At 40.2% G+C, this 26,448-nt stretch carries 15 protein-coding genes and 1 pseudogene; 13 read left to right on the top strand and 3 right to left on the bottom strand.

The window, feature by feature from the left end; translation table 11 throughout:
* Positions 1–28: 28 nt before the first annotated feature.
* The 7 genes from ACYQ28_RS17435 to ACYQ28_RS17405 all read left to right on the top strand — a co-directional run bounded on the left by ACYQ28_RS17435 (position 29) and on the right by ACYQ28_RS17405 (position 11,445).
* Positions 29–1,078, top strand: coding sequence for a PilW family protein (locus ACYQ28_RS17435; RefSeq protein ID WP_460052183.1), 1,050 nt, complete (start codon positions 29–31; stop codon positions 1,076–1,078).
* Between the two features lie 36 nt (positions 1,079–1,114).
* A complete protein-coding gene (locus ACYQ28_RS17430) occupies positions 1,115–1,660 on the top strand; it encodes a pilus assembly PilX family protein (RefSeq protein WP_460052184.1) in 546 nt (181 codons plus the stop codon).
* An 85-nt stretch (positions 1,661–1,745) separates the two neighbouring features.
* Positions 1,746–5,264, top strand: coding sequence for a pilus assembly protein (locus tag ACYQ28_RS17425; protein ID WP_460052186.1), 3,519 nt, complete (start codon positions 1,746–1,748; stop codon positions 5,262–5,264).
* Between the two features lie 429 nt (positions 5,265–5,693).
* The gene (locus ACYQ28_RS17420) at positions 5,694–6,152 is read left to right on the top strand and encodes a type IV pilus modification PilV family protein (RefSeq protein WP_460052187.1); all 459 of its coding nucleotides are present in this window, start codon (positions 5,694–5,696) and stop codon (positions 6,150–6,152) included.
* Entirely contained in the window at positions 6,149–7,147 is a 999-nt protein-coding gene (locus ACYQ28_RS17415; RefSeq protein WP_460052188.1) for a PilW family protein, read from the top strand. The genes ACYQ28_RS17420 and ACYQ28_RS17415 overlap by 4 nt, the downstream gene beginning before the upstream one ends.
* Complete coding sequence (locus ACYQ28_RS17410) at positions 7,148–7,687, top strand: pilus assembly PilX family protein (protein ID WP_460052190.1); 540 nt, start codon at positions 7,148–7,150, stop codon at positions 7,685–7,687.
* A gap of 131 nt (positions 7,688–7,818) precedes the next feature.
* A complete protein-coding gene (locus ACYQ28_RS17405) occupies positions 7,819–11,445 on the top strand; it encodes a pilus assembly protein (protein WP_460052191.1) in 3,627 nt (1,208 codons plus the stop codon).
* Between the two features lie 695 nt (positions 11,446–12,140).
* Here the strand turns inward: ACYQ28_RS17405 and ACYQ28_RS17400 are convergent.
* Positions 12,141–12,713 (bottom strand): GspH/FimT family pseudopilin, encoded by a 573-nt coding sequence (locus tag ACYQ28_RS17400; RefSeq protein ID WP_460052192.1) that lies wholly within the window; start codon positions 12,711–12,713, stop codon positions 12,141–12,143.
* 345 nt (positions 12,714–13,058) lie between these two features.
* On the opposite strand from ACYQ28_RS17400, the gene ACYQ28_RS17395 reads away from it, so the two are divergent.
* The gene (locus tag ACYQ28_RS17395; protein ID WP_460052194.1) at positions 13,059–20,315 is read left to right on the top strand and encodes an RHS repeat domain-containing protein; all 7,257 of its coding nucleotides are present in this window, start codon (positions 13,059–13,061) and stop codon (positions 20,313–20,315) included.
* Positions 20,316–20,696: 381 nt separating this feature from the next.
* Here the strand turns inward: ACYQ28_RS17395 and ACYQ28_RS17390 are convergent, their stop codons facing one another.
* Positions 20,697–20,801, bottom strand: coding sequence for a SymE family type I addiction module toxin (locus ACYQ28_RS17390; protein WP_460052195.1), 105 nt, complete (start codon positions 20,799–20,801; stop codon positions 20,697–20,699).
* A gap of 250 nt (positions 20,802–21,051) precedes the next feature.
* Here ACYQ28_RS17390 and ACYQ28_RS17385 point away from each other — a divergent pair.
* The 4 genes and pseudogenes from ACYQ28_RS17385 to ACYQ28_RS17370 all read left to right on the top strand — a co-directional run.
* Positions 21,052–21,294 (top strand): annotated as a pseudogene (locus tag ACYQ28_RS17385) (alpha-amylase family glycosyl hydrolase); the annotation flags it as partial.
* Between the two features lie 168 nt (positions 21,295–21,462).
* The gene (locus tag ACYQ28_RS17380; RefSeq protein WP_460052248.1) at positions 21,463–22,497 is read left to right on the top strand and encodes a transposase; all 1,035 of its coding nucleotides are present in this window, start codon (positions 21,463–21,465) and stop codon (positions 22,495–22,497) included.
* Between the two features lie 109 nt (positions 22,498–22,606).
* Positions 22,607–22,822: a hypothetical protein gene (locus ACYQ28_RS17375; RefSeq protein ID WP_460052196.1), complete on the top strand. Its 216-nt coding sequence runs from the start codon at positions 22,607–22,609 to the stop codon at positions 22,820–22,822.
* Between the two features lie 700 nt (positions 22,823–23,522).
* The gene (locus tag ACYQ28_RS17370; RefSeq protein ID WP_460052198.1) at positions 23,523–24,521 is read left to right on the top strand and encodes a hypothetical protein; all 999 of its coding nucleotides are present in this window, start codon (positions 23,523–23,525) and stop codon (positions 24,519–24,521) included.
* 77 nt (positions 24,522–24,598) lie between these two features.
* On the opposite strand, the gene ACYQ28_RS17365 is transcribed toward ACYQ28_RS17370, so the two are convergent.
* Positions 24,599–24,841, bottom strand: a complete 243-nt coding sequence (locus tag ACYQ28_RS17365) for a hypothetical protein (protein WP_460052199.1) — start codon at positions 24,839–24,841, stop codon at positions 24,599–24,601.
* Between the two features lie 508 nt (positions 24,842–25,349).
* Between ACYQ28_RS17365 and ACYQ28_RS17360 the strand changes: the two genes are divergently transcribed.
* On the top strand, positions 25,350–26,231 hold the full coding sequence (locus ACYQ28_RS17360; protein WP_460052201.1) for a DUF4382 domain-containing protein: 882 nt from the start codon (positions 25,350–25,352) through the stop codon (positions 26,229–26,231).
* Positions 26,232–26,448: the final 217 nt, after the last annotated feature.

Here is a 26,448-nt window from a genome sequence, read left to right as displayed (position 1 = left end):
TTAACGGAATTTAGTGTTAGTGATGCCCATGAAAAACTTTAACGATGCAAATCGCCTTACACAGGGTTTCACCCTAATAGAGCTGTTAGTGGCGCTATTTTTGGGTGCTGTTTTAATTTTTGGCGCAATCCAAGTCTTTGACAGCAGCCGCGAAGGTGCCCGCGTTCAAAATGCCATGGCATCGATTCAGGATGGTGGGCGTGTTGCTATGGAGCTGATCTCTCGGGATATTCGCCGCGCTGATTCCAGTGGTTGCTTGGCGGATAAATCACGAATTCAAAATATATTGGATGCCTCTACCGCAAATTACTTGGATGACGTGCACCCATTTTTTAATTTAGGTGCGACGGCTGGCGAGAGCGGTGTTACCGGCGTTGAGTCGGCATTGGGTGACGTGATCACCGACTTTAATCCCCTTACCGCTGTTTCTACCGATTTGGACGTAATCGATGGCACCAGTATTTTACGTGTTGTGGGTGCTGCTCCGGCTTGCGACGGCATCAATGCGTTGGATAACTCCTCATTAGATGAAGATGATCCGCTGCGTTTGAGATCCGCGTGTGAAATTCCAGAGGGAACCGTTCTTCTGGTAGCCGATTGTCAACGCGCCGATATCTTTGTGAAAACCAATCCCGCCGGTGCCGGTTTGGTTATCGAACATGCTGCGACAGCAGCGGGTGGTTTTGCCAATACACAACCTACTTTTTCAAAAACCTATAAATACGACGCTCAAATTCTAGTGCCTTTTGTTCGCGAGTATTTTGTTGCGCAAGGTTCTAACGGCAACAACTCTTTGTACCGACGCGACAGTGGTCGGGTGCAAGAATTGGTAACTAATGTCGTTGATTTTCAGGTTATCTATGGACAAGACAGTAACGACAACGGTGCCGCCGATATTTTTGCCGGAACCTTCGCTGATATGTCTACAGTGGTATCGGTACGAGCCAGTTTAACGGTGCGAAGTGAACAGGCGATTATTCGCGAGCCCGGTGATGTTGATAGTCGTCCAATTATTCGCAACTACACCAGTACTAACGGAATTCGTAATCGCGTAGTTGCGTCTTCTGTGGGTGGATAATAGTTCTTTGCTCTTTTTATACGTGGGAGTTTCTTCATGAACAGCTCAAGACAAAATCAAAGCGGCGCCGTCTTGATTGTAAGCCTCGTGGTTTTATTGGTACTGACCATCGTTGTGCTTTCTGCCAACCGAAATGTTTTGCTTCAAGAACGTATGACCGCGGCTATTCGTGACTCTGATATTGCGTTCCAAGCTGCGGAGTCTGGTTTAGTCGAAGCGGAAGCGTTTATTAATGATGTGCTACCGGGCCTTGGCGGATTGGGCATTTTTTCTGCCACCGGCAATGACGGTTTATACGCAGTTAATGCCGGCCCCTCTGACTATACAGACCCTGCCGTGTGGGCCGATGGTGTTACCCGTCAAGCGGTGGCAACCGCCGACGGCTACGACGTGCGTTATTTTGTCGAAAGTCTGGGTGCTTTTTCTATTGGTGGTTTAGGTGAAAGTATTGCCCTCAACAACGATTACAGTCAGCCAGAACAAGACACAGTTGCCGATGTTTTCCGCGTGGTAGTTCGTGCAGCGGGTCCAAATGGCACACCAGTAAAAGTTGTAGCTAGCTATTTCAGTGCAAATCTCTGATTTAACTTAAATTATCAGCTAATCAAATTTGTTTCGTTAATTCATTCACAAAAAATGGACAAGCTTCCGCTTGCCGGTGAGAGTTATGGGTTTCTCAAATCATAAAGTTTTTTTGCGGGCTAGAACGTTTTCACATGTTGCGTTTACGTCGGCGCTTACTTTGGCAACCTGTCACAGTGCCTTTGCCGTTAATCTACCAGATCGCCCTCTGTTAACCGAGGCGAGTATTGAGCCTAACGTCATGTTAACGCTCGACGATTCTGGTTCTATGACCAACGGCTTTAACTCCGCAGATTTCGATTCAGGGAGAACCTACTCAAACACTCCCAATAATAATAACACGCAGGGAACAAGAGATTGTCCGACAGCAATTGCTATTCCCGATCTAGGAGATCGATTAGATAATCTGGATGATGCTGTTAAGGAAGCTAATCGCATTGTTGCGCGTACCGATGCAGACGGTAATGCATTTTTTACCCATCTTGGCGTTGATTACGCGTGGGGTACCTCCAATGAGCGCGATGTTAGAACGGGCTTGCCACAGCGCTGTTTCTTATCGGGTGGACGCTACTTTGTTCAGTATTCTAACGATTTTGAAATCGAAGGAGCATCGGGCGGCAACTCTATTTTTACCTTTGGTAACTTCTGGAACTATTACTTCTCAAACGAGGATGGTACCGACGGTGATAACTGGGGTGAAGAAGATCAGAAGTTTGGTGTTGGTGAACGTATCGAGGTTGCTCAAGACGCCGCAAAATTGCTGTTAAGAAGTTTGGATGGTGTTCGTATTGGACTAGGTGGTTTTGACAACGGCGTTGGCGGCACAATTCTCGCCGAAATTGATTCCATTGATGCTGTTGTGGGTACGCAAAACGGCGTTGGAATTACGCAGCGTGAACTGCTCATCGATCGAATCAACGATATTGTTGCAGAAGGATCTACGCCTCTCGGTGAAACACTTTCTGAAATGGGTCGATACTTTGTTGAAGGTTTTCTCGACCAGCCCTTAACCTTGCATCCAAACGACGTCAGCGGCACTCCTACTGGTACAGAGAGCGTTGAAACAGCAGGAAGAGTCTTTAACAATGAGCCTTTGTATTTAAACGGCACCCGCAGGCCCACCGCCGAGCGCCCGGTTATTCAAGCTTTCTGTCAGCGAAACTTTACGGTAATGCTTACCGATGGTGCTCCCCAGTCAGACAGTCGTCACAACCCATTGCTTGAAAACTACGACGCAGACGGCTTTGATTCCTTTTTTGGCAACGACGTATTTGATGATATTGCATTGGCTTTATATGACATCGATTTACGCCCTGATTTGAACGAGTTCGACGGCGATCCCGTGCGCAACAACGTGTCTACCTATGTAATTGCCGGTTTCGATGGTGTTGGTGTTTCAACCGTTCTTACCAATGTTGTAAATAACGGCATTGGTTTTGGTGTAGATGAAAACGTAGGCCCAGGCACCTTGTACGAAGCCGCAGACGGTGACGCGTTGGTAGACGCATTCGACCGAATTTTCGAAGAAATCTTCTCAAGTGCGGGTTCTCTAACGTCGGTTACATTCAACTCGGGATCACTAGAATTAGATACTGCGCTTTACCAAGCCACCTTCTCACGCACCGAATTTTTATGGAACGGTGAGTTGGTAGCGTTTCCGATTGACGAAAACACCGGCTTGTTTTCATTGGATGCCGCTTGGAATGCTTCTCGTATTCTAGATGCACGGGTGGCAGCAAACGGACATACCGATCGCTCGATCTACACTATGGGAAACACTAACGACGGTATTTCTTTTGTGACCGCCAACTGGGGCCTTTTAACCGCAAATCAACAAAACGATTTGCAGGGTGGCGGCAGTCCTGCGCAGGGTAGGGATGTTTTAAATTATCTTCGCGGTGAATCGAACCCACTGTTTCGCAATCGAACAACATCGGACGGCCGTCTAGGTTTGTTAGGTGATATCGTTAACTCATCTCCCATTGAAGTGGGTGAGCCGGAACTAAATTACCCTGATCCAGGTGTAACGGTTGGCAACGGCACTGTGAGCACTGCTTTTGGTACGGCGAGCCGCCCTTACTCACAATTTCGTGCTGCTAATGCAGGGCGTGAATCGATAGTCTATGTGGGTTCTAACGATGGAATGATGCATGCCTTCCGAGGCAGTCCTGAAGATGGTGGTCAGGAAGTATTTGCATACATTCCAAGCCAACTTTTCGACTCAAGCAGAGATGACGAAGGGCTTTTCTTCCTAACTAATGAACGTTACGACCACCGTTTTTACGTTGATGGCCCTCTTACCGCGTCAGACATCTTTATTGACCCAAATGGTGGCTCTAGTGACCGCTGGAGAACCGTTGTCGTTGGTGCGTTGAGAGCAGGCGGCAGAGGTATTTACGCGCTGGATGTTACTGATCCAAGTACTTTGAGTAATCCGAACAACGCAGCTGATGTCGTTCTTTGGGAATTTGACGGCGACGATTCACCGAATATGGGATACGTATACGGCGAAATTCGAGTTGCGTTGATGGCCAACGGCAAGTGGGCGGCAATTGTTGGTAACGGTTATAACAGCGATAACGAAGAAGCTCGGTTATTTATTATATTCTTCGAGGAAGGTGCCGACGGTACTTGGTCTACCGGTGAATGGGTTGAGCTTGAGACCGGAGTTGCTAATGACAACGGTATGGGAGCTCCTGTATTAGCCGATCTAGATGGCGACTTCATTGTCGATCGTATTTACTCGGGTGACATTCGCGGCAACATGTGGGTGTTTGATGTAAGCAGCGATAACCCAAATAATTGGGGGTCTGCATACACGCGCAGCAACGGCGAGCCGCAACCATTGTTCACCGCGCGCAATGACTCTAACCAAGTGCAAGCAATTACAACGCAACCTATTATTACCCGTAATCCAGACACGGTTACCACCGGTAATGGCGCAAACGTGTTGGTCTTCTTCGGAACCGGTAAATTTATTGAACAAGGTGACTATACCGATCTAACTCAAATGTCATTCTATGCCGTATGGGATAGAGGTGATGGCTCCCTTGATCGTGGTGATTTGGAGCCTCGTATTCTAACGACAACAACGATTACCAATGCCGATGGCGAAGAAGTTATTACTCGCCAAGTGTCTGGTGATCAGATTCGGTGGTTTAATGGATCTGAAGGCGAATGGGGTTGGTTTATGGATTTCCCAGAGCCCGGCGAGCGTGTCATTGTTGAGCCATCGATCTTGCAAGGTAGTTTATTCTTCGCGAGTTCTATACCAACGACATCGGCATGCTCTAACGGTGGTCAAGGATTCCTGAACAGTGTTTCTACTAATGGTCTTGCATCCGAAACGCCTTTATTCGATGTAAACGGTGATGGCCGTGTTGATATCGAAGATCTAGGTTATGTTGGTGAAACAGTATTGGATGGCTTACCTTCGGGTGCGGCCTACATTGGTGGTGGAGACACAGAAGATCCATGTCCTGCCCAAAATGGACAATACCAAGCGTACTCAACTTCAAGCGGTGAAATTCAATATCGCTGGGTCTGTCCAGAAGATGGAAGTACCACCGGACGCTTGTCATGGCAGGAACTTTTGTCTCAATAGACTTTGGTTTAAATCTGTAAGACTTTAAAATTAAGATCTTCATAACGTGAAAAACCCGGCTCTAGCCGGGTTTTTTTATGCCTGAATATATTGCTTATAAAATTTAAACAACCTTGTCTCCTTCTGTGTTGCGAAATTGACCGCTCATCCTCTGCGTGTCGCTGTATTTAACATCCCTAATATTCCCAGCCGCTAAATTAGTTTAGATTTTGGGTAAGTAATTAATCACACAAAATATTAATTATTTAGTTATAAATTTTGTAAATTTTTAAAACCTATTCTTCACGCAAATTATTTTCAATAAAAATTACTTCATTAGAAATTAACTCACCTAAAAGTTGATAGGCGGTTGCGGATAACTCTTACCAGCGTCTTTGGTGACTTCTGATTTTATAAACATAAGTTCTGATTCGTAAGGAGAGCAATCGGTTGAATAACCTTCGTAAAAATTCCGGAGTTACATTAATTGAAATGTTGGTGACGGTGACTATTGTTGCCATTGGTTTTTTGGGATTGTTGGGTACGCAATTAATTAGCGCAAAAAATATTTATGGTAGTGGTTATAGAAGTCTCGCCACGATTTACGCAACGGAAATGGCAGATCAACTGAGAGCGGCCAGCACACAAATAAACTCACAATTATTCGATCCAGAAAGCAGCGGTTGTGACAACAATTGTGATGTGAACGAACTTATTCAAGAAAAGATTGCTGCCTGGCAAAATAAAATAACTGCTCCAACAATTAATGGCGGATTACCAAATGGATCAGCTGCTGTGGAGTTTGATGCATCGGCCAATAATTACCGCGTTTTAATTCTTTGGAATGAACAAAATAATTCTGACGTAGATGTTCGGCAACAAGAATTTACGATGGTTGTGCAATTATGAAAAACCAAAACAATAATGTTCAACAAAAAAAATATTTTAATAGCGGTTTTAGCTTAGTCGAATTGTTGGTTGCTTTATTAATTGGGAGTCTGTTGCTGCTTGGTATTATTCAAATATTTACGGCCAGCAATCAAGGTGCCCAAGGACAAAATGCATTGCTAAGAATTCAAGAAAACGCCCGCATAGGGTTAGAATTTTTAGCGCGCGATATCAGAGCAGTTGATTACGCCGGATGTTTAGCGAATAAAACTAACATCACCAATATCATCAGTCGTACTGGTGGATTTGATCCAAGTATTCACGAATATTTCCAGTTGGGTGCCATTAATTCATTTATTGCAAATAGTGGTGAGTCTTTAGGATCAAACGAACTCATCGCGGGTTCCGACGTGTTAACGCTTGTAGGTGCTCGGCCGGTCTGTTCTGGCACCGGCGAATTGGTGACAAACACCGATAGAGTTGCACCATTACAACTTAAAAACAGCTGCGACATTCCTGATGGTAGTGTTCTGCTCGTGACAAATTGCCAGAGCGGAAACATTTTTGTTAAGTCTGGAGGTGGGACCGGGGTTATTGGCCACACAACGGCACCGGCGTTTGGCCTGTCTAATACATCGAATCAACTAAATACTGTGTATTCGGATAATGCAACTCTTCTAGAACCATACGTATACACCTATTTTATCAGTACTGGCGCGAACGGAAACACGTCTTTATTTCGACGAGAAGGTGACAGAAATTTTGAATTAATTACCAATGTTAGAAATTTGCAATTTCAATTCGCGGTAGATGCAAATTTAGATGGAGTTGCCGAGCAACTAGTCAGCACGGCATCGCTAACACCGGATCAAATCCCTTACGTTATTGGTATCGAATATAGCTTAGCCTTACAAGCTGAATCTTCTGATGTTCTCACAGAAAGAACTTTCACCACACTTACCATGATACGCAATCGAACAACACCTAATTATCGACTAATTAATCAAGGGAATTAAATGAATAAGATGTGTGCGCCAAAAAATCAAAGCGGTTCGGTATTGGTAATTAGTTTGATTGTGTTACTTGTGCTTAGCTTAATTGTTTTAGGTCTAAATAGAGATGTTGTCTTACAAGAAAAAATGACCGCTGCATTTCGAGAGTCTGCCGTGGTTTTTCAAGCAGCAGAAGCTGGTTTGTCGCAAGTGGAGCGAGAGTTAACAACGTTGCGAGATTTGTCGAGATTCACCAACAATAACGGTTTTTATCTGACAGGTAATTCACCAGATAATTATTTTGATGGAAGTATCTGGGAGAGCAATTCTACTGCTGAGATTGAACTAAATTATTCAGAATTAACCGTTAAATATTTTGTAGAGTATGTTGGTGTTGAATTAAATGACGGATCAGCCGAAACGCCCGTTCTTAGTAATCTATACGGCGCCCCAGAAACAGGAACTTCTTCCGCAATCTATCGTATTGTAGTGAGATCCAAATCTAATAATGGCGGATCTGAAAAAATATTATCTTCCTATTTTAGTGCTGGCTTTTCTTCGTAAGATAAAAGTTCGATCTACACACTTACATTTCTTGAAGTTGGCGAGACATCCTTGTGTCGCTGGAAACTCAATATTAATCAGAGCTTCCTGTCTCAAATTTATCATTATTACGTTTTTCATGGAGAAAGCGTATGCAATTAGCCGCTATAAACTTTCGAACGCTAAAGGGTGTTCAGAAAACATTAAAAATAAGAAAATTCTTTTTCCCAAAAAACGTTATTAATGTTGTGTTGATGTATTTAATGGGTTTTTCTGACTTTGCTTTAGCATTAGAATTTCCAGATCAACCGCTATTAACACCATTAGTTCCTGAACCTAACGTAATGCTGTTAATTGATAATTCTGCATCTATGGCGATGTTTGAAGTGGGCAATTATGACGCAAATATAGATTATGCAAATTGCCCAGAGTCACTACAATTACCGCTCCAACAGGTTCGCACCTTAGATAGATTTCCAACTCCGTCCAATCAAACCGTTCGAATAGCCATCGATTCAATGGGTAGAGTGAGTTTTACCTACAACGGATTTCAATATGAATGGGGTACAACGGAAGGACTAGGCCCTCAAGGCTTTGAATCGCGCTGTTTTCCAGATGTTGTAACAGACGCCTTACGCATTAATCCAGAAGGTGAAGGAATACGTCTTAATTTTAACGATGAAAACATTCCTTTATATCGAACCGTATATTCGCTTGAAGGTCGGGCAACCACTCAATCGGGTAATTTTTGGAATTTTTTCTTTTCTAATATCGATCAATCCGGACCGGCGATATTTGCAAATCGCGAGTCAAAATTTGGTGTAGGTAGACGTATAGATATTGCAGAACAGGCAGCTGAGGTACTTGTAGAGACGATATCTGATGTAAAGTTGGGGTTATCTGTATTTCAAACGCAAGTAAATACGCGCGCGGAGGCAACCGGAGCGGTTATTGTTCAGGGTATACAAACTTTGAATACTAATAATGGTGGGGCAAGTCATCGACAAGCGATATTAAATTCAATCGATAATATACAAACCAGTGGCAACACTCCCATTGCCGAAAGTCTACTCGATATCGGTCGGTATTATATGACCGGTTTTGAAGATCAAAATATTATTATTCACCCAAATACCGCCCTGGAACAAAGTCTTCTGGCTACAGATTTATTTTCAACATTGCCAGAGTATTCCGATGGTGCAATTGTTCCCACCGCCGAAAATCCAGTAATAGAAGAGTTTTGCCAGCAGAATTTTATTGTCGCACTAACCGACGGTGAGCCTAACGAGCTCAGTGTCTTAAATTCGCATATTGTTGGCGGTACCACAGTTGGTTCTAATTACCGAGGTTACAGTGATGTTATTAATTTATTTACCGGCGATTTTAACGTCATCGACTTAGGAACCCCCGATAATGGAGTAAGCTATTTACGTAATAGGGGCGTCTTAGACGACGTTGCGCTGGCTTTATTTGATATCGATCTTCGGCCAGATTTATCTGACCCAGCGAATAACCCAATCAAAAATAATGTAAGTACCTATTTTGTTGCGGGATTCTCGCCTACATTGACGGCTAACAGAGAATTAGCGGAAGCCGCTTTTAATTCCGTTGAAGGCGGTGGTCGAATTTTTCCTGCATTAGATGCCGATGAGCTTGTTGTCGCGTTCAACGAAGTCTTCGGCGAAATCTTTGCAGCGTCGGGTACATTTTCTAGTGTTGCTTTTAATTCAGCTCGATTAACCAGTGGCACTTTTTTATATCAGGCATCGTATCAAGTATCGAATAACTTTTGGGTAGGTGATTTACAAGCATTTTCAGCCGATATTACCGCAGAAAATATCAACGAAATATTCAACAATAATCCCGTCTGGAGTGCTTCAGATTTACTCACAAGGCGTGTATTAAATTCGGGCATAGACAGCCGTCAAATTTTAACAATGTCTGATTTCTCGGCATTGAAAGGAAGTTCTGGCCGCGATGGCATCGCTTTTAACTCAAACTCATTTCAACAGGGATTATTCAACGAAGAGCAAAATGCCGATTTACGAGGCGTAATTTCAAACGACAATAATCCTTTAGATGTTATCAATTATATTCGCGGCGAAGAGTCTCCTGAATTTCGCACTCGTGTATCTGGACAATTTGGTTTATTGGGCGATATTGTTAATTCTTCACCCATACAGGTGGGTGCGCCGAACCTGAATTATCCCGATTTCTCAGAAAATGCATTGGTTCCCTTCGGAGATTCAACTTTAAATGGAAGTTATTCAAACTTTGTACAATCTCATGAAAACAGGGCTCCGGTTTTGTATGTCGGTGCTAACGACGGCATGATGCATGCGTTCAGTGGCGAGACCGGTGAAGAATTATTCGCTTATATTCCCTCTATGGTTTTTGATGGCACATCCGAGCAAGAAGGGTTGTTCTATTTGACCCGTAAAAATTATCGTCACAAGTTTTACGTCGATGGCGCCATGGTTGCGTCGGATGTATTTATTAATCCCAACGGTGATAATTTTGCACGCGAATGGCGTACGATTTTGGTCGGCGCCCTACGTACCGGTGGAAAAGGTCTATTCGCTTTAGACGTTACCAATCCGGAATCGATAAGTGAAAATTCTGCTCAACAATCGGTATTGTGGGAATTTGATGGAGCAGATGGCTTATCCGGTGATTCTGATATGGGGCATATTTTTGGAAATCCACAAATTGCCATGATGAACAATGGCCAATTTGCTGTAATTACTGGCAATGGTTACAACTCCGAAAGCGGTTTGGCCAAACTGTTCATTATCTTTATAGAAGCGGGTGCCGATGGCAGATGGCAATCCGGCGATTGGATAGAATTAAATACCAATAATGATCCCGACAACGGACTTTCTGCTCCAACTCTGGTTGATTTAAATGGCGATCAAATTGTTGATAGAATTTATGCCGGTGATTTAAAAGGAAACCTCTGGGCGTTTGATGTAAGTGCTAATAACAGTGGTTTATGGCGAAGCGCATTTGGCAGAGAGGGTAATGCAACACCGCTTTACACCGCGGTTAATGATGGTGCGCAATTCCAGCAAATTACCACTGCACCCTTAATTGCGTTTAATTCGGAGACGCCAGTCATCGGCAATGAACCAAATTTATTAGTGCTATTTGGTACCGGGCAATTAATTGAGTCCAATGATTTTGCCGATACTACAGAGCAAGCATTTTATGCGGTGTGGGATAGAGGCCAAGGCGATTTAGATAGAGATGATTTACACGAAAGACGACTATTAACTGGAGCATCATTTCGCCAGCTCGATACAGCATCACCCTTCGGTGATCCTATTGCTTGGTTTAACGAGGGAACAGAAGCTGATGAGTTTGGCTGGTATATCAACCTACCCAATAATAACGAACGTATTGTTGTAGAGCCTACACTATTGGCAGGTTCGGTTTTTTTCGCAAGCGTTAGCCCTTCGCTCTCAGCTTGCTCTGGCGGTGGCACTGGATTTTTAAATGCCATTGGCCTAGATGGTTTAGCAACACGAACACCGATATTTGATTTTGATAACGACGGCCAAGTTGATAATCAAGACCAGGGTTTCGTTAGTCAAGCCATTTTTGGAGCTCCCAACGGATCTACTTTTATCGGATCACCAACTGGCGTTGAACCCTGCAGTACCAACGGTTACTTACAAGCCTATACAACATCCGATGGTAATCTTGAGTTTCGATCAATATGTCCAGAAACCTCCGGTGGATTAGGGCGCAGAGCATGGACGGAAATATTTAGGAATTAATCTGAAGTGTGGTAATAAAAAAGCCGAGTTTTAACTCGTTTTTTTTGTAGGAGACATATTTAATAAAAACTAGAATTAAGCTCTGTGTAATCTTTTTGGACCGGATGATTCGAAAAATTATTTTTAAGTTTTTTGAAACTTAATTTATTAATGACTCTATATTGTGAAAATTTTCTCTGTTTTTTTAAGGCTATAAGTTTAAAAACAGCTTCTATCTTTTGATAGTCGTGATGCTGATAATTATTAAGAATTCAATCTTTCTGTTGTGGATTTATTGGCGGATCTGAATGCGATTGTTTTAGGGCGGTGCATGGCTAGTTGTTTTTTAACAACTTGTTTGTGAGGAGTTTTAAATACTATTTGTATAGGAAACTCTGATTAACCATAGTTTCTCGCGACACAAGGATGTGTCGCCAATTTCAAGAGCGGTAAGTAATTGAAATTGTGAAGAAATTGGAAATCGCATTTTCAATTTCTGTCCTCTGATTAAATCATGGATGAGTTAATCAGAGGTTCCTATAGATATCTTTATCTTTGAGTAGTTTTGGATGATGAAGGGTAGTGATGGTCGGTAATTTAAATAACCGGCTTGATAAGTACTTTGAGGTGAACGTATAAAAATAGTTATTTCGTAAAGTATTCGACACAGTCGTCATAATTAAGTGTAGAGAAATATTTTTTTGATTTTATAATAGTTATCCACAACTAATGTCTTCACCACTACCGTTTTCTGGTATGCCGTTATTATTGTTGTCTTGTGCTAAGTAAACTCTGCCAGATCTTGAAAATATTAAAGCACGGGAATTTTCTGTAGAATTCACTTTGCTGCAATAAACTAAATTACCGCTAATGTTTTTACGAAAACTGGTGCCTAAAGGATCAAAATTAATGTAGTTGGAATTTAAGCTCGCATTTAACGTGAAGAATCCTGTATTTGAATCTCTTTCAAATATTCTATAAACATCTTCGTTATTATCTAAAGCACCATTCACGTTGTCATCAGAAAAAATAACAACACCATTCGACCAATCCTGCCCGCAAATATCAAATTCATCTAAAGCGCATACGCTAACATACTTACCGTTAGCTACAGCTGTTTGGCGAGCAAATGTAATTAAACTTAAATATCGATTTATTTCCGTTGCGGATTTGTTTTTCTGATAAATCGTATTTAGAGCTGGAATAGAAAAGGCTACCAGAATCGACGCTATCGATAGAGTTATCAATAACTCAATAATAGAAAACCCGTACGGTATTTTTTTAACCATGGTTATCGTCTTTAGTGAATTTAGAGAGTAATTAAATTTAGGTGTTCAAAAATAAAGCGTCGTCAACGTGTTTGCAATAATTCAATTACGTGAAAAATGTAGTACTTAAGTTTATTTAAGCAAATAAAAATTTGATCATAATCTTTATTAAATCAGAAAGTTTTAAAAATAACTGTCTTTACGCTTTCTTGTCTTGAGATCAATTTACAGATTATTGTATTCTTCACAGAATATATATTTGTAAATATGTGACTCAAAGAACTTCTAATAAGCGCTTAATACAAAAGTGTTAAGTTCTCTAATTTGAGCTACGAAATACATAAAATTTCACCTTGGAATGTTTTGATGAATTTTTCTGGACTCTATCGCGCGTTTAAGTTGGCTGCTTTTGCATCCCTAAGCACACTGGCATTTAACGCCACAGCTATTGATTTTGAGAACTTTGAATATGATGTATATGTTGGTGACCAAAATGGTGACGGCATAGACGATATTTATTTATCAGCGAAAGACTCATTCATCCCCATTCATGGTGAAGTGCTTGTTCCTTTAAGTATTCAGCTTGCAGACAACTACGTTCTGCAAGGCGGCGACGGCTTCTATTACGATCCTTTTGTGGTGGAGGATATCGATCTTACTAATTTCACTTTAGTGCCAAATGCAGTTGTATATGATTACAACGAAGACGGTTCTTTAGATTTGGTCGTTGGTGAAAGTCAAAACATTATTACCAACATCGCGCTTCTAGGTAGCCCAAATACCTCTGCCCCCATTTTAGTGGCAGATATAGATAAATATGACGTTTTAAGTACACCACCAACACCAGGAACAATCGGACTTGCGGAAGGACTGGTTAGTAGTGATGTTTTAAATAAGTCTGATTCTTTTGCACCGATAGCCGCCGAGTTTCGCGTTAGCGAAAGCGGTGCCGCGAACTACGCAATTTCTATATATACTCCTCCGGGGACAGCTGGCGTTTCACCTCAAATTTCTTTAAATTATTCCTCGCAGAGTGGTAACGGTTTATTAGGCTTGGGGTGGAGTCTGGGGGGGTTGTCATCTATAAGTAGATGTAGGCAATCTATGGCTGTTGATGGTCATTCGGCGCCTATCACGTGGAGTCAGAACGACAGATTTTGCTTAAATGGACAGAGGCTTCTATTGCAGTCTGGATCGAAATATGGTGAGGTTGGTGCAACTTATAAAACAGAAATTGATAGTTTCGCGACCATAATTTCTATAGGAGGAGAATTAGGTCATCCTGCCTATTTCGTTATGAAATCTAAGGATGGTTCTTCAACAGAATTTGGAAATAATTTAAGTTCCTTATTTAACAATATTTCGGGAGAAACGTTAAGTTGGTCTATAAGTAAATTCAGTGATAGTGTTGGAAATAAAATAGATTTTGAATACGAAAATACTGGACTTAGTCAGAAAATATCCAAAATAGAATACGGTTCCTCAAATTTAAATCATTCATTTTTGGAGTTTTCTTACGAAAAACGTCCTTATGATAAAATTACTGGTTATACAGCGGGATTTAAGACCGAAATATCTGACAGATTGACAGAAATTAATGTAAATACGAATTCTACACTAATTCGTAAGTATATATTAACCTACGATCACGTTAATATTGATTACTCTCGCGTTGTTAAAATTGAAGAATGTACAGATGATGAAAAATTAACTTGTCGAAGTGCCACAAATTTCGAATGGCAATATCCGATAACTGGACTTAGTTATTCGTCAGAAAATTTATACAACTTACCTACCACTAAATTTCTCGATTATAAACCATTGGACATTAATGGTGATGGAGACCTTGATTTAGCTTATATTCGCGCCTCTGGTGGATTTAGTAGCCAATATTTTACTTATGCTATTTCTGATGGCGAATCCCTCGTTCGCGCTCCCGAAGAAAAGTATTATTCTGATAACGTTGGTTCTTCCAAGGTAAAATTTGAAGTTTTAGACTACAACTCAGACGGCAGGTCGGATGTTATGATCTACGCTGAATCTCTATCGCGTTGGACATTATTTTTGTCCGAATACATCTCTGGCAATTGGAAGTTGGTGGAGAAGTCGAATATCTCTTTCCCTTTTGCCGACGAGGATACCGTATTCGCAGATGTCAACTCTGATGGATTGGCCGATGCGTTATACTACGACGAAGGTAATCTTTATGTATACCCTTTAATCAAGTCGGGCGCTTCTATTACTTCGAGTCAGTACTACAAATTTGCCTCCTCACCAACTACATATCCTATTTCTATAACTGGTGGTCCAACAATTTCAGAAGTAAATACTCACTGTAATGAATTACAATACCTTCAAGGATTTAGTACTGTCAAACTGTATCCAGGTGCAGTTGGTGATTATAATGCTGATGGTCGAATTGATCTTGTTTTTTCTATTGAGCGATATTTTGATGAGGCAGTAGATTACAACCCTCCTGGTGGTGGCGGCACCCATCCGTTGAAAGTGACTAATTCTTTAACCTCTATATCGTCGGGAACACTCTCAGCAAACTCAACAACTACAAAATCACCTTATTTACCGTCGGGCGTTAGATGTGCGGACCGTGGTTTTAAACTTAAAAATTATGTTGCATATACCTTTTCTGACGATTCTAATTCTCTGTCTTATATTGGTCGTTTATTGGATAAACATGCCTACAATGATAATGATGACAAGGTAAGAGTTTTAGCAACAGATATAAACTCTGACGGAGTTAGTGATATTGCTTCGTTTAACAAAACAGACTCGGATTATTATGTTTGGTCAGCGAAATTGGGAACAGGCGTCGGATATGAGTCCGAGATGTTTCTAATTGGCGGTAAAGAAAGTAATGTTGATAGTTTAGCGCAATTTTCCGATTTTAATAATGAAGGTTATTTAGATTTTATTTATAACGATTTCGGTGCATCAAAATTAAAAGTTAAGTATTGGTCTCCGTCAGAGCAACGTTTTTCAGCTGCGACCGATGATATTCCTCGATATTCTAGAAATTTAACAAACGAAAAATATACATATACTGAAAGCTCAACTATTCCCTATCAAAAATCTGTTTCAACCTCATCGGCTGACTTTATTACTGCAAATGATGATGATGATCGCTATTTCTTTTTAAATCTTGATGGAGCTGGTGGTAGCGATTTGATCCACTTTGACCAAAGTGAGCAAGCTTTAAAAATATATAAGAATAAAAATGTTGGTCCTACAAATCACGTTATCAAAAAATTTACGGATGGGCTCGGCGCTAAAACATATGTGAATTATGAATTATCACATTCTTCCGGCCACTATATGGGGTTAAATATTGGCGCTGTAAATTCCACCACTAACCAACAAGTATGTGTTGTAGTCGATAATTCTTACGGTGCTTTAGATAATTGCTTCACTCGCGTAAAAACCACTTTGAACCCGGCAAATTTTTACGCAGCGTTGAATAACCCTTTTGCTGGTTTACCTAACATTCAGTCAGAAGCTTTCGATATGGCTCCGGTGTTGGAAAATCAGAGTCCTAACTTTGTTGTTACATATGTTTCCAGTAGCGCTCCAACGGCTAATAATCCAGATTCTCTTGCAACAGTGTCATATTTTTATGAGCAGAGTAAATTACAAGCTGCTGGACGTGGATTTTTAGGATATAAGAAGCTCTCCACGCTGGATCACCAAACCGGAATAGAAACAACCACTACTTATAGGCAGGATTACCCCTATACAGGCAGCCCGATAAAAACGGAAAGTTTTTATAATACGCAACGTTTAAGTAGTTCTAGCAACTTATGGAATACAAAGAAAAGTGTGCGATTAGATGGTATTCGCTATCAACCTTTTATTGAAAAAGTGGAAGATATTTCATACAAAGTTTCCAGTAACTTCAAAGACGGTTTATCTGTGTCTTCGGAGATTGTAAAGAAAGTAGATACTCTTAGCGTCTTTGATGACTATGGAAATCCTACCGAAATAACAATAACAACAATCGGAGATGGTAATACTTATTCAATTTATACTCGTAATGATTATGGTTTAACCAATACATCTAGAGAATTAGGGCGTCTAAGATCAACAACAGTTGAGCATTCTAGATCGGGTTCCAATATTCCTAAAATTACGAGAACATCTAACTTTTCATATTATGGCTTTGGCTGCAATGGGCCAGAAAATATGTATGGATTGCTTTGTGTCGAAGAAACTAAGACAGGTGATCAATACACGTTAACCACAAAATATGAATACGATATATATGGTAATAAAATAAAAAATACCACTGAATCAACGGGTGAAAATGCGAGAGTCTCTGCATATTCCTATTCTGTTAACGGTCGTTATATGAACAAAATGTCCAATCATTATGGACAGGTGACTGATGAATACATTGCGTGGGATGTTCATGGACAACCCACAAAGATGAAAGATATTCTTGGGAATTTGAGTCAGAGTAAATATACAGAATTCGGAGAGAATTATTTAATTTATAGCCCTACAGGTTCTTTCTCCGTTACATATAGATCTGCACCAGAAGGCTGTCCTATCGGTGCTGTTTATAGAATTAATGTATTTTCTGTGGATGAGGCAGAATCGTTTGAGTGTATAGATAAAGTTGGTAACAGTATAAAAACCGCAAAAAAACTCTTAGATGGAACTTGGAGTTATAGCCTCTCCGAGTATGATATTTTGGGGAGAATGTCTCGTCAGTCAGAACCATATAAAGCTAACAGTGAAATATTTTGGACCGACTATTATTACGATGTGCTTGGCAATGTTGTTCGTATGGATCAACCAGATTATGCGAACAACCCAAGAAATAGCTATATAGAATACGTTGGTTTTTCTAAAATCGACACAAATGTTTTAAATCAAAAAAGAATAGAATATACCAATGTACTGGGCGAACTAATTAAAGTCATTGATAACGAAGGTACAAACATATCATATCAATACAACGCTGTTGGTGATCTTCAATCAACAAGTACCTCTTCCGGATCTACTTCTTATGTAATTGAAAATAAATACGACAACTATGGTAATAAATTACAGACAAATGATCCCGATAAAGGTACTTGGTTTTACCATTATAATGGTTATAAAGAGTTAACTAGCCAAGTAAATGCTAATGGGGACATTGTAAGCCTTGAATACGATTTCTTAGGCCGCAACATTAAGCGGACAGATCCAGATGGGGTTACCCAATGGATCTATAACAATAATAATTCAGGTAATAGCAGATCAAAAATGGATTATGAGGTGTTATTTGATACCTCTGGAGAAGTAACTTATAGAAAAGACTATTTGTATGACAGTCTTGGTCGTGTGAACGAGGTAAAGACAAAGATAGACGATGAAGAATTCTTTGAGCGTACTGTGTTCGATGTATATGGGCGCAATTACCAGAGTGCAGATGCGGCAAAAACTCAAAATAGTATGCAGTATGAATACAAAAATGGATATTTATATAAGATTAGCAACGTACAAAATGTTAACGAAATATATTATCTAGCAACTCAAATGGATGCGCGAGGCAATGTCAATCAGTACAAACAAGGAGCTGTTGTAACAAATCGCTCATACGCAGCCGAAACTGGTTTTTTAACCAACGTTAAATCGAGTGTATTAGGTGTTTTTGGAACACAAGATTTATCGTATGACTGGGATGCTCTTTCTAATCTAATATCTCGAACAGAAAAAAGCGGTAATAAAAACCTTGTAGAAAGTTTTGGTTACGATAAGTTGAACAGACTCAGTTGGTCAGAAGTTTCTGGGAGAACACGCCAAAATTATGTCTATGATTTATTTGGTAATACTACGTCAAAAACCGGTGTAGGTAATTATAAATACGGTGGTGCCTGTCTAAATGGTGCTGGACCACATGCGGTTTGCGAAATTAATAATGGTGGAACAACCGAAGCTTTTGATTACGATAACAATGGCAATATGCTCTCTCACCGTGTAAACGGTACAGTAGACCGCCAATTTGTGTATTCAAGTTTCGATAAACCAACTCGAATTACCAAAGGTGATCACACGACAGAATTTGAGTATGGTGCGGATCGTAGCCGTTATAAGCGTGTTGATAATAATGATGGTGAGATTACAACAACGCTATATATTGGCGCTATTGAAATACTAACCAAACCGGATAATAGTCGCGAAATTCGTCGTTATATCAATGGATCGGTTCTAGTTACACAGGATTATAATCTTGATGCTAACGGTAATTATCAGTTTGCTCGTGCGGTAACACGCAATATTCTTACCGACCATCTTGGATCTACCGATGTTATTGCTGATGTAAACGGACAAATTGTTCAAGAACAGAGCTTTGATGCCTGGGGTGCAAGGCGTGCAACGGCTGATGGCGTTCGTCTCGACAATATTTCACTCATATCGTTTGCAGATATTAATAATCAATACACCACTAAAGGATTTACAGGGCACGAGTCTGTAGACCAAGTTGGTGTCATTCATATGAACGGTCGAATTTATGATGCGCGGTTGAGTCGTTTTTTACAGGCAGATCCGAATGTTGATGGTGTCGATAGCACCCAAGGATACAATCGCTATTCTTATGTTCATAACAACCCTTTGAATGCTACCGACCCAACGGGTTTTTTCCTAGATAAACTGGTTGGCGCTCTTACTAATGGAATATTAGGAGAGGCTATTGCCAATGCTATTCCAGAGTTCAGGCAGGTCTTACAGATAGCCGCTTGTACCCTAGGTAATGCTTTAGGTTGTGCTGTTTCAACATTTGGAAATACGTTTGCAGCCGGTGGATCATTTAAAGACTCTTTAAAAGCAGGGGTCCAGTCGTATGCTTCTGCGAAAGCTTTTGATAGCATAGGGGATTACTTTGACGGAGCAAAAGGATCCAGTGTTTATACGCGTAGAGGTGGTTTTTATCATGGGTTAGCGCATCAATTTACAGGTGGGGTAATCTCTGAATTGCAGGGTGGGAAATTTGGTCACGGATTTGTTTCGGCCGGCATTAGTTTTGCCGCGGGGCATTATGCTGAAAATGCTGGCTTTACTCTGGAGGAGCAGTTTGTATTTGCAGTAGTAGCCGGCGGAGTAACGAGCGAAGCAACGGGCGGCAAATTCACAAACGGTGCAACTACAGCGGTTTACCAGTTTGTATTTAATCAGGCGGCCCATCCTTCTGCACAAAAGGGGCGAAGCCTGAATCCATTTAAGATTATTAGAAAAGAGTTTCCTAAGTGGTGGAATGAGGAAGTTTCTCAGCCAGTAGGTGAAGTAGTGGATGCTTTAGCAACGAGTGCTAAAGAAAACCTAACTATTAAGGCTGGATTTGAAGGTGCATATGGTGCGGGGGCTACAGTTCAAGGAACTACAAAATTGAATGGTGATAAGGGGTATGAAATTACCTTTAACAAAGGAGTGATGTTGAATCCTGTGGGTAGTATTGGCGGTGATGTTTATTCTACAGGCGATATAAACGGCTTTTTTCAGTCTGTCGAATTTTGTGCTGTTGGTTGCATAAGTATTGAAACTAACTATCAGGATTGGAGTTTTGGTACATCTATAGGGACTGCTGCTGGATTTAATTTTCAAACAGGTACCAAAGGGGATTTCTAGTGTTTGGCGTGATATTTATTTGTTTGCTTGGTATTCAGGGGTTTTTATTAACTCAATACTTGAGGAGTCTCTCGCGTATATCAAGTATCAGTGTTGACCAGCAAAAACTTATTGGGCTTACAGTTCTGGAAAGTAGACTCACGAATTATATGTTGCTCAAAGATGTTAAGTTTTTTATATGCCTTTTGACTAAATCATATGCAAAAAGTGACATAGAAGAAGGAGTTAAAGCTCAGCTAGATACGGCGAGATTTTATCTGCTTCTACAATATCCGGTTGTTGCCTTGCTCTTTTTGGCTCCAACACTTTTTAATCAATAACACTCAATAAGTAGGAAAGGCACTCGTTAAAAATTATTGAGTGCCTTTTTAGTTTTTACAGTTAAGGTTCGCTAGTCAGTACCAAACATCCGTCCATCACTCTGACCTTCACCGGCGAATCAATCTCAAATCCGGCTTTGATTAATAATAATAAATAAAAGGACATCCATAAAATTGACTTTCCCTCCAATCTTAGCCATAATCCCAAACTATGACTAAACCTCGTTCCGAACAAGTCTCCATCGACGACACTCCGTTTTACCACTAAATACTAAATAAAAGGACATCCATAAAATTGACTTTCCTTCCAATCTTAGTCATAATCCCAAACTATGACTAAACCTCGTTCCGAACAAGTCTCCATCGACGACACTCCGTTTTACCACTGCATGGTCCGCTGTGTCCGCCGTGCTTTTTTGTGTGGTGATGATCACGAAACCGGTGAGAATTTCGATCACCGCAAACAGTGGTTGGTCTCTCGTCTTCGTTTTTTATCCTATGTTTATGCCATTGATATTTGTGCTTACGCGGTGATGAGCAACCATTACCACGTAGTTTTGCATGTGGATAAAAGTCGTGCCGAAAACTGGAGTTTGGATGAGGTGGTCGAGCGTTGGTTGCAGTTGTACAAAGGTGATAAATTAATTCAAAAGTGGATTGTTTCGTGCAGAATAAATAGGAAAGAATAAATAGGACATCCATAAAATTGACTTTGATTTTCTCCTCTGCCATAATCCCAAACCATGACTAAACCTCGTTCCGAACAAGTCTCCATCGACGACACGCCGTTTTACCATTGCATGGTTCGCTGTGTGCGCCGTGCTTTTTTGTGTGGCGATGATCACGAAACCGGCGAGAATTTTGATCACCGCAAACAGTGGTTGGTCTCTCGTCTTCGTTTTTTATCGTACGTTTACGCTATCGATATTTGTGCTTACGCAGTGATGAGCAATCATTACCACGTAATTTTGCATGTGGATAAACGTCGTGCTGAGACATGGAGTTTGGATGAGGTAGTCGAGCGTTGGTTGCAGTTGTACAAAGGCGATAAATTAATTCAAAAGTGGATTGCCTTTCGTGCAGAGATGTCTAAGTCAGAACTTAAAAAAGCCGAAAACATTATTGAGCAATGGCGTGAACGTTTAACCTCAATCAGTTGGTTTATGCGGGGCGTGAATGAAACTATTGCTCGAATGGCAAACGAAGAAGACAATTGCAAAGGTAGATTTTGGGAAGGACGCTTTAAATCTCAGGCATTGCTGGATGAGCAAGCGTTGCTCACGTGTATGGCCTATGTTGATTTAAATCCAGTCCGTGCAGGCATCGCCGATGATCTAATCGATAGTGATTTTACCTCCATCCAGCAGCGTATTTTCGATTTTGTTAACGCTAAAAATACAACCGATAAAAATTCAAAACAGGAAAAAAATTCAGATACTTCTGAGGAAAAAATCAATCTCAAATTAACAAAAAGTAATCAAAAACGAATTCAATCAAAAGTTAAAAAACAACAAAAAACAGAAAAATTACTTCAATTAGATTCTCCGCCAAAATCTCACATAAAACCATTTCATGGCAGTGTGCACACTGATCTTACTGATGCCATCCCAATAACATTTGCAGATTACTTAGAGCTGGTTGAAACTACCGGGCGATGTATTCGTGAAGACAAGCGTGGTTTTATTTCCGATGCGTCCGAAAAAACTATCCACACTCTTGGGCTTAATCTAGAACAGTGGATTACACACGTTAAAAATTTCTCCTCTTTATATGCTTCAAATGCAGGTTCAAAAGAAACCTTAAAGATTAAATCCGCAAAAGACAATAAACGTTGGTATAAAGGTATTGGGTTAATATCTTAGGTTACCGTGTGCGCTTTTAATTGTTTACGGATTACTATAATCTGAGGTTGTCCTTTATTGCTCATTATTGCTCTTCTCAAACACAACTTTCACATGGATCTGGTTTGTAATGAAAAAATATATTGTCCTTCTTTTAATGTTTGTGAGTGTTGTACTGATGCAACAGGCTAGCGCAATCACTGAGAAGCGAATTAAACCTTCTAAAGTGAATCTCCGTAACTATGAAACCTTTGTCTCTCAGATACGTGAAGATTTGCCTGTTGGAACCTCTATTGAGCAGGTAGAAGAGTATCTATCTAACAGAGGAATTAGCTACGGTGTTTAAGAAGAGGAAGGTCTTATAAAATTTACAGTCCAAAACATTGCTAGTTTTTTATTTATTGTCACTACCAGCCTCCAGGTTAAGATATATGTAACTTATGAAAGTGATGTTTCGAAAATTACCGGTGAAACTTATCAAACAGGGCCATAAAAGCGCTGTTCGATAGTTATTAACCTCGATCTAATCTAGTGTTGAAAAATAGAGGAAACGCTGGTTAACCAAGTGTTTCCCGCGACACAAGGACGTGTTGTTAATTTCGAAAACAGTCATTGATTTATGTTGTAACAAAATTGCAAATCACACTTTCAATTTCTACCCTCTGATTTAATCGTAGATAAACCAATCAAAAATCCCCCACTATTAAACCATCGATAGTTTGCCTAGGCTGTAATTAGGCGTCATCGATGTGTGACTTTGCATGTTAATAGAAACGTTGCTGAGACATTAAAAAAATCTGAAAAAAGCCAAAAAATCGGTTAATTGTACGAATAATTAATCCCTGTTAGTTGGTTTATGTGCCGCTTTAATGTATTAATAAAAGTATGATTTACAAGTCTTTTTTTACTTTTTTGTAGCAGTATTCATGATTTTTTTGGCGATACATAATTCTGCCTATTAAAGATGAAATTAAGGTTTTATTAATTTAATCACCGTGAAGTTCGTTTAATCGATGACTTCTCAATAAAAGTGAGTTTGAATTCTTATGGCAACTAAAAAAGAGTATCTTCCTAATATAGAGTTATGGTTTGAAAGACTGGGTCACATGTCTAAAGATGATTGGTTTCAAAGTGCTTTAGCGTCGCAACGAGATTGGTTAAAGAAAGATTATTCAGGAGCCATGGAGCAAAGATTCATGGGGGTCTCAATGGCTTATCTGAATAGAGCTTGGCGTTCCTGGTTTCTTGAAAAAGACCTTAACGCTTTTCGTTTGAATATGCTGCACCATTCTATTTTGAATATTGCACGTCACGCTCGTTTATCTGCGTATTACGCAGAGTCATTGGGGCAATGGATTCTACCCGCCCTTTTGGCTAACCATATGGAAGGCATTCATTGGCACAGTCAACACTTGGTTCCAGGTTTTAATCGCTATAATGAAGTACCAAAAACTGCCCCCGATGCCATGACACTAGGGTCTTATACAGCGCGTGGTATTCAATTTCGCTTGGTATTGCAAGCTGATTGGGAAACGGTGCTTGAGCGAGCCGAAATTGTGGTTGCTAACCCTGAAATACTAATGCGTAAGGCCGATCTATGGGATTGGAAATTTGATATCGCAATTGCTAATGGCGATGTAAAAACTATGGAGGCAATTGTACGCAAGCTATTAACGCCTGCACTTAAAAAAGCTCATGACGACGCTTATTTCGGTGCAGGAGGATTGTTTACCCCCTTGGCAATGTTGCATCTAAAAATTGCCCGTTACCACGGTTATGTATTGGATGTAGAGTCACCGTGGATTCCTCCAGAATGGCTTGACATGGAACCACTCGAAAACCCAGTAATTTTCGAAGAATTTAAACACGTTGATATATACGAAGCCTACGAAATTAATGAACATTATTGGCGTGGGCCAATAGATTATCTTCCCTTAAAACCGCGAAGACCCGGCGAACCTCCAGTAACTTTTCAAGAATGCTGGGATTTGTTGGCCAGTGATGTAAAAAAAGAATATTTTTATAAAAAACCCAAAAATGACTAAAAGGTATTTTAGGGTTTCGGTGATTCTTATAGAAATCAATACAAAAGCCTACAGTAAAAATCTGTAGGCTTTCTTTTTTACCAACCTATAGAGCCCATATTGTCGTCGTTTTTAGGTTTTGGTTTGCTGCCAATTTTTGTTGAGAAATGTATTTTTTCTTCGCCGTATTGATTGCGTCGGTAAGAGAATTCGCTTTCGAATACAATTTTTAAATCGTCGTCTTCAATAAACGATAATGCGTCCTGTATTGCTTTCTCAATCATTTCTACGCTGATTTTATTAATCTTTTCTTTAATGTCTTTCTCTTTGGTTTCTTGCATTGTATTTTCCATTAGTAATTGAGCGAATCAAGAAACGTTGATTATAAAATTGAGCGTGTGAACTTATGTTTTAATTTTTATTTATGTAATCTAATTTATTGCTTGAGCTGCTTAAAAACAGCTCTTTGATAAATGCCTTTTACTTACGTTGGTTCTTTAGTTGGCGCTAATTATTGTTTTGGCGTGTAAATTCGTAAAGTTTAATTGTATTAATTTCAAACTGTTTATCAATTCTTCGTCTCTAAATTTTTCTTACCTGTGTATTCAAAAATAATATATTGATAGTGTTACTTGTATCGCAGCCTGCATACTTCGTTTTCTGTTTAAATAACACTTTAGTTGTGTGTTGTTACTTACATTCTTAAGAAAAAGCTTTAGTTTTGTGAGTTGGTTCGCGTGCGGTATTGCTAAGTATTATCCATTGCGAAAATCGGTAAGCCTTTTGCGTGCTTAGCCGTTAGCGTGTCTGGATAGACATTTTAAACAGTTTTAACAGAAGAGACGTATAATGGAAAAGATCAAAAAAATTCTGTCGGCAGGTTTTGTGGGTTCATCGGTTGTTCTACTTGCAGCGTGTGGTGGCGGTGGATCTGGTACCGATAACGTAAGTACAGGTTCACTAACGTTAGGTATCACTGATGCTCCTATTGACTCTGCAGATTCCGTAACCGTGGTATTCGATTCAGTGACGCTACAAGGCCCTGAAAGAACTACGATCGAATTCGATGAGCCAATGGCCATTGATCTGTTAGATTTTCAAAATGGTGAGCGCGTCTTATTGTTAGATGAACAAGAGCTATTGGCCGGTGATTATCAATTTATCCGTTTAGGCATTGTTGAAGAAGGGTCTTTCATTGAAGTTGAGGGGCAGCAGTTTCCGTTAGAAGTACCAAGCGGCTCTCAAAGTGGTTTGCAATTAAACCGAGGTTTTACTTTAGCTGCTGGCGGTGTTTCTGACTTTACGGTCGATTTTGATTTGCGTCGCTCTATTACCATAACCGGTAATGGCGATTATATGCTGCGCCCTACGCTGAGAATTGTTGATGCGTTACAGGCGGTAAATTTAACTGGTGTAATTGATGAAGCCTTTATTATTGACCCAGCCTGTAACAATGGCGATAACAATGACATGGGTAATGTGGTTTATCTTTTCCCAACACAAGACGTTGTGCCGCAAGACGTACAAGGTAACGATGGCGACCCTATCGCCAGTGCCAATGTAGAGTTTAACAGTGCAACGGGAGAGTATGAATATACCATTGGATTTGTCGCCGTTGGAAATTATACCTTAGCGTTTACCTGCGATGCATTGTTGGATAATCCAGAAGAAGATAACTTAGATGTTGTTAATTTTCCGTTTGTTGAAAATATCGCGGTTGGTTCCAATTAATCGCTTGCGTATTATTTTACGAAAAAATTTCTACCGACATTCTTATTTCCAATCAAAAAACCACCATTTGGTGGTTTTTGTATTTTTAGTATATCTGAAATTACCATTTTTAGTTAATTCGAAAGTTTATTTAAATTAACTAAGGGAAACTCTGATTAACCTAGAGTTTCTCGCGACACAAGGATGTGTCGCCAATTTCAAGAACGGTAAGTGATTG

The sequence above is a fragment of the Sessilibacter sp. MAH1 genome (assembly GCF_054658315.1).
Note: the sequence above shows the minus strand (reverse complement) of the source record. Positions and strands in the feature narration are given on the sequence as shown.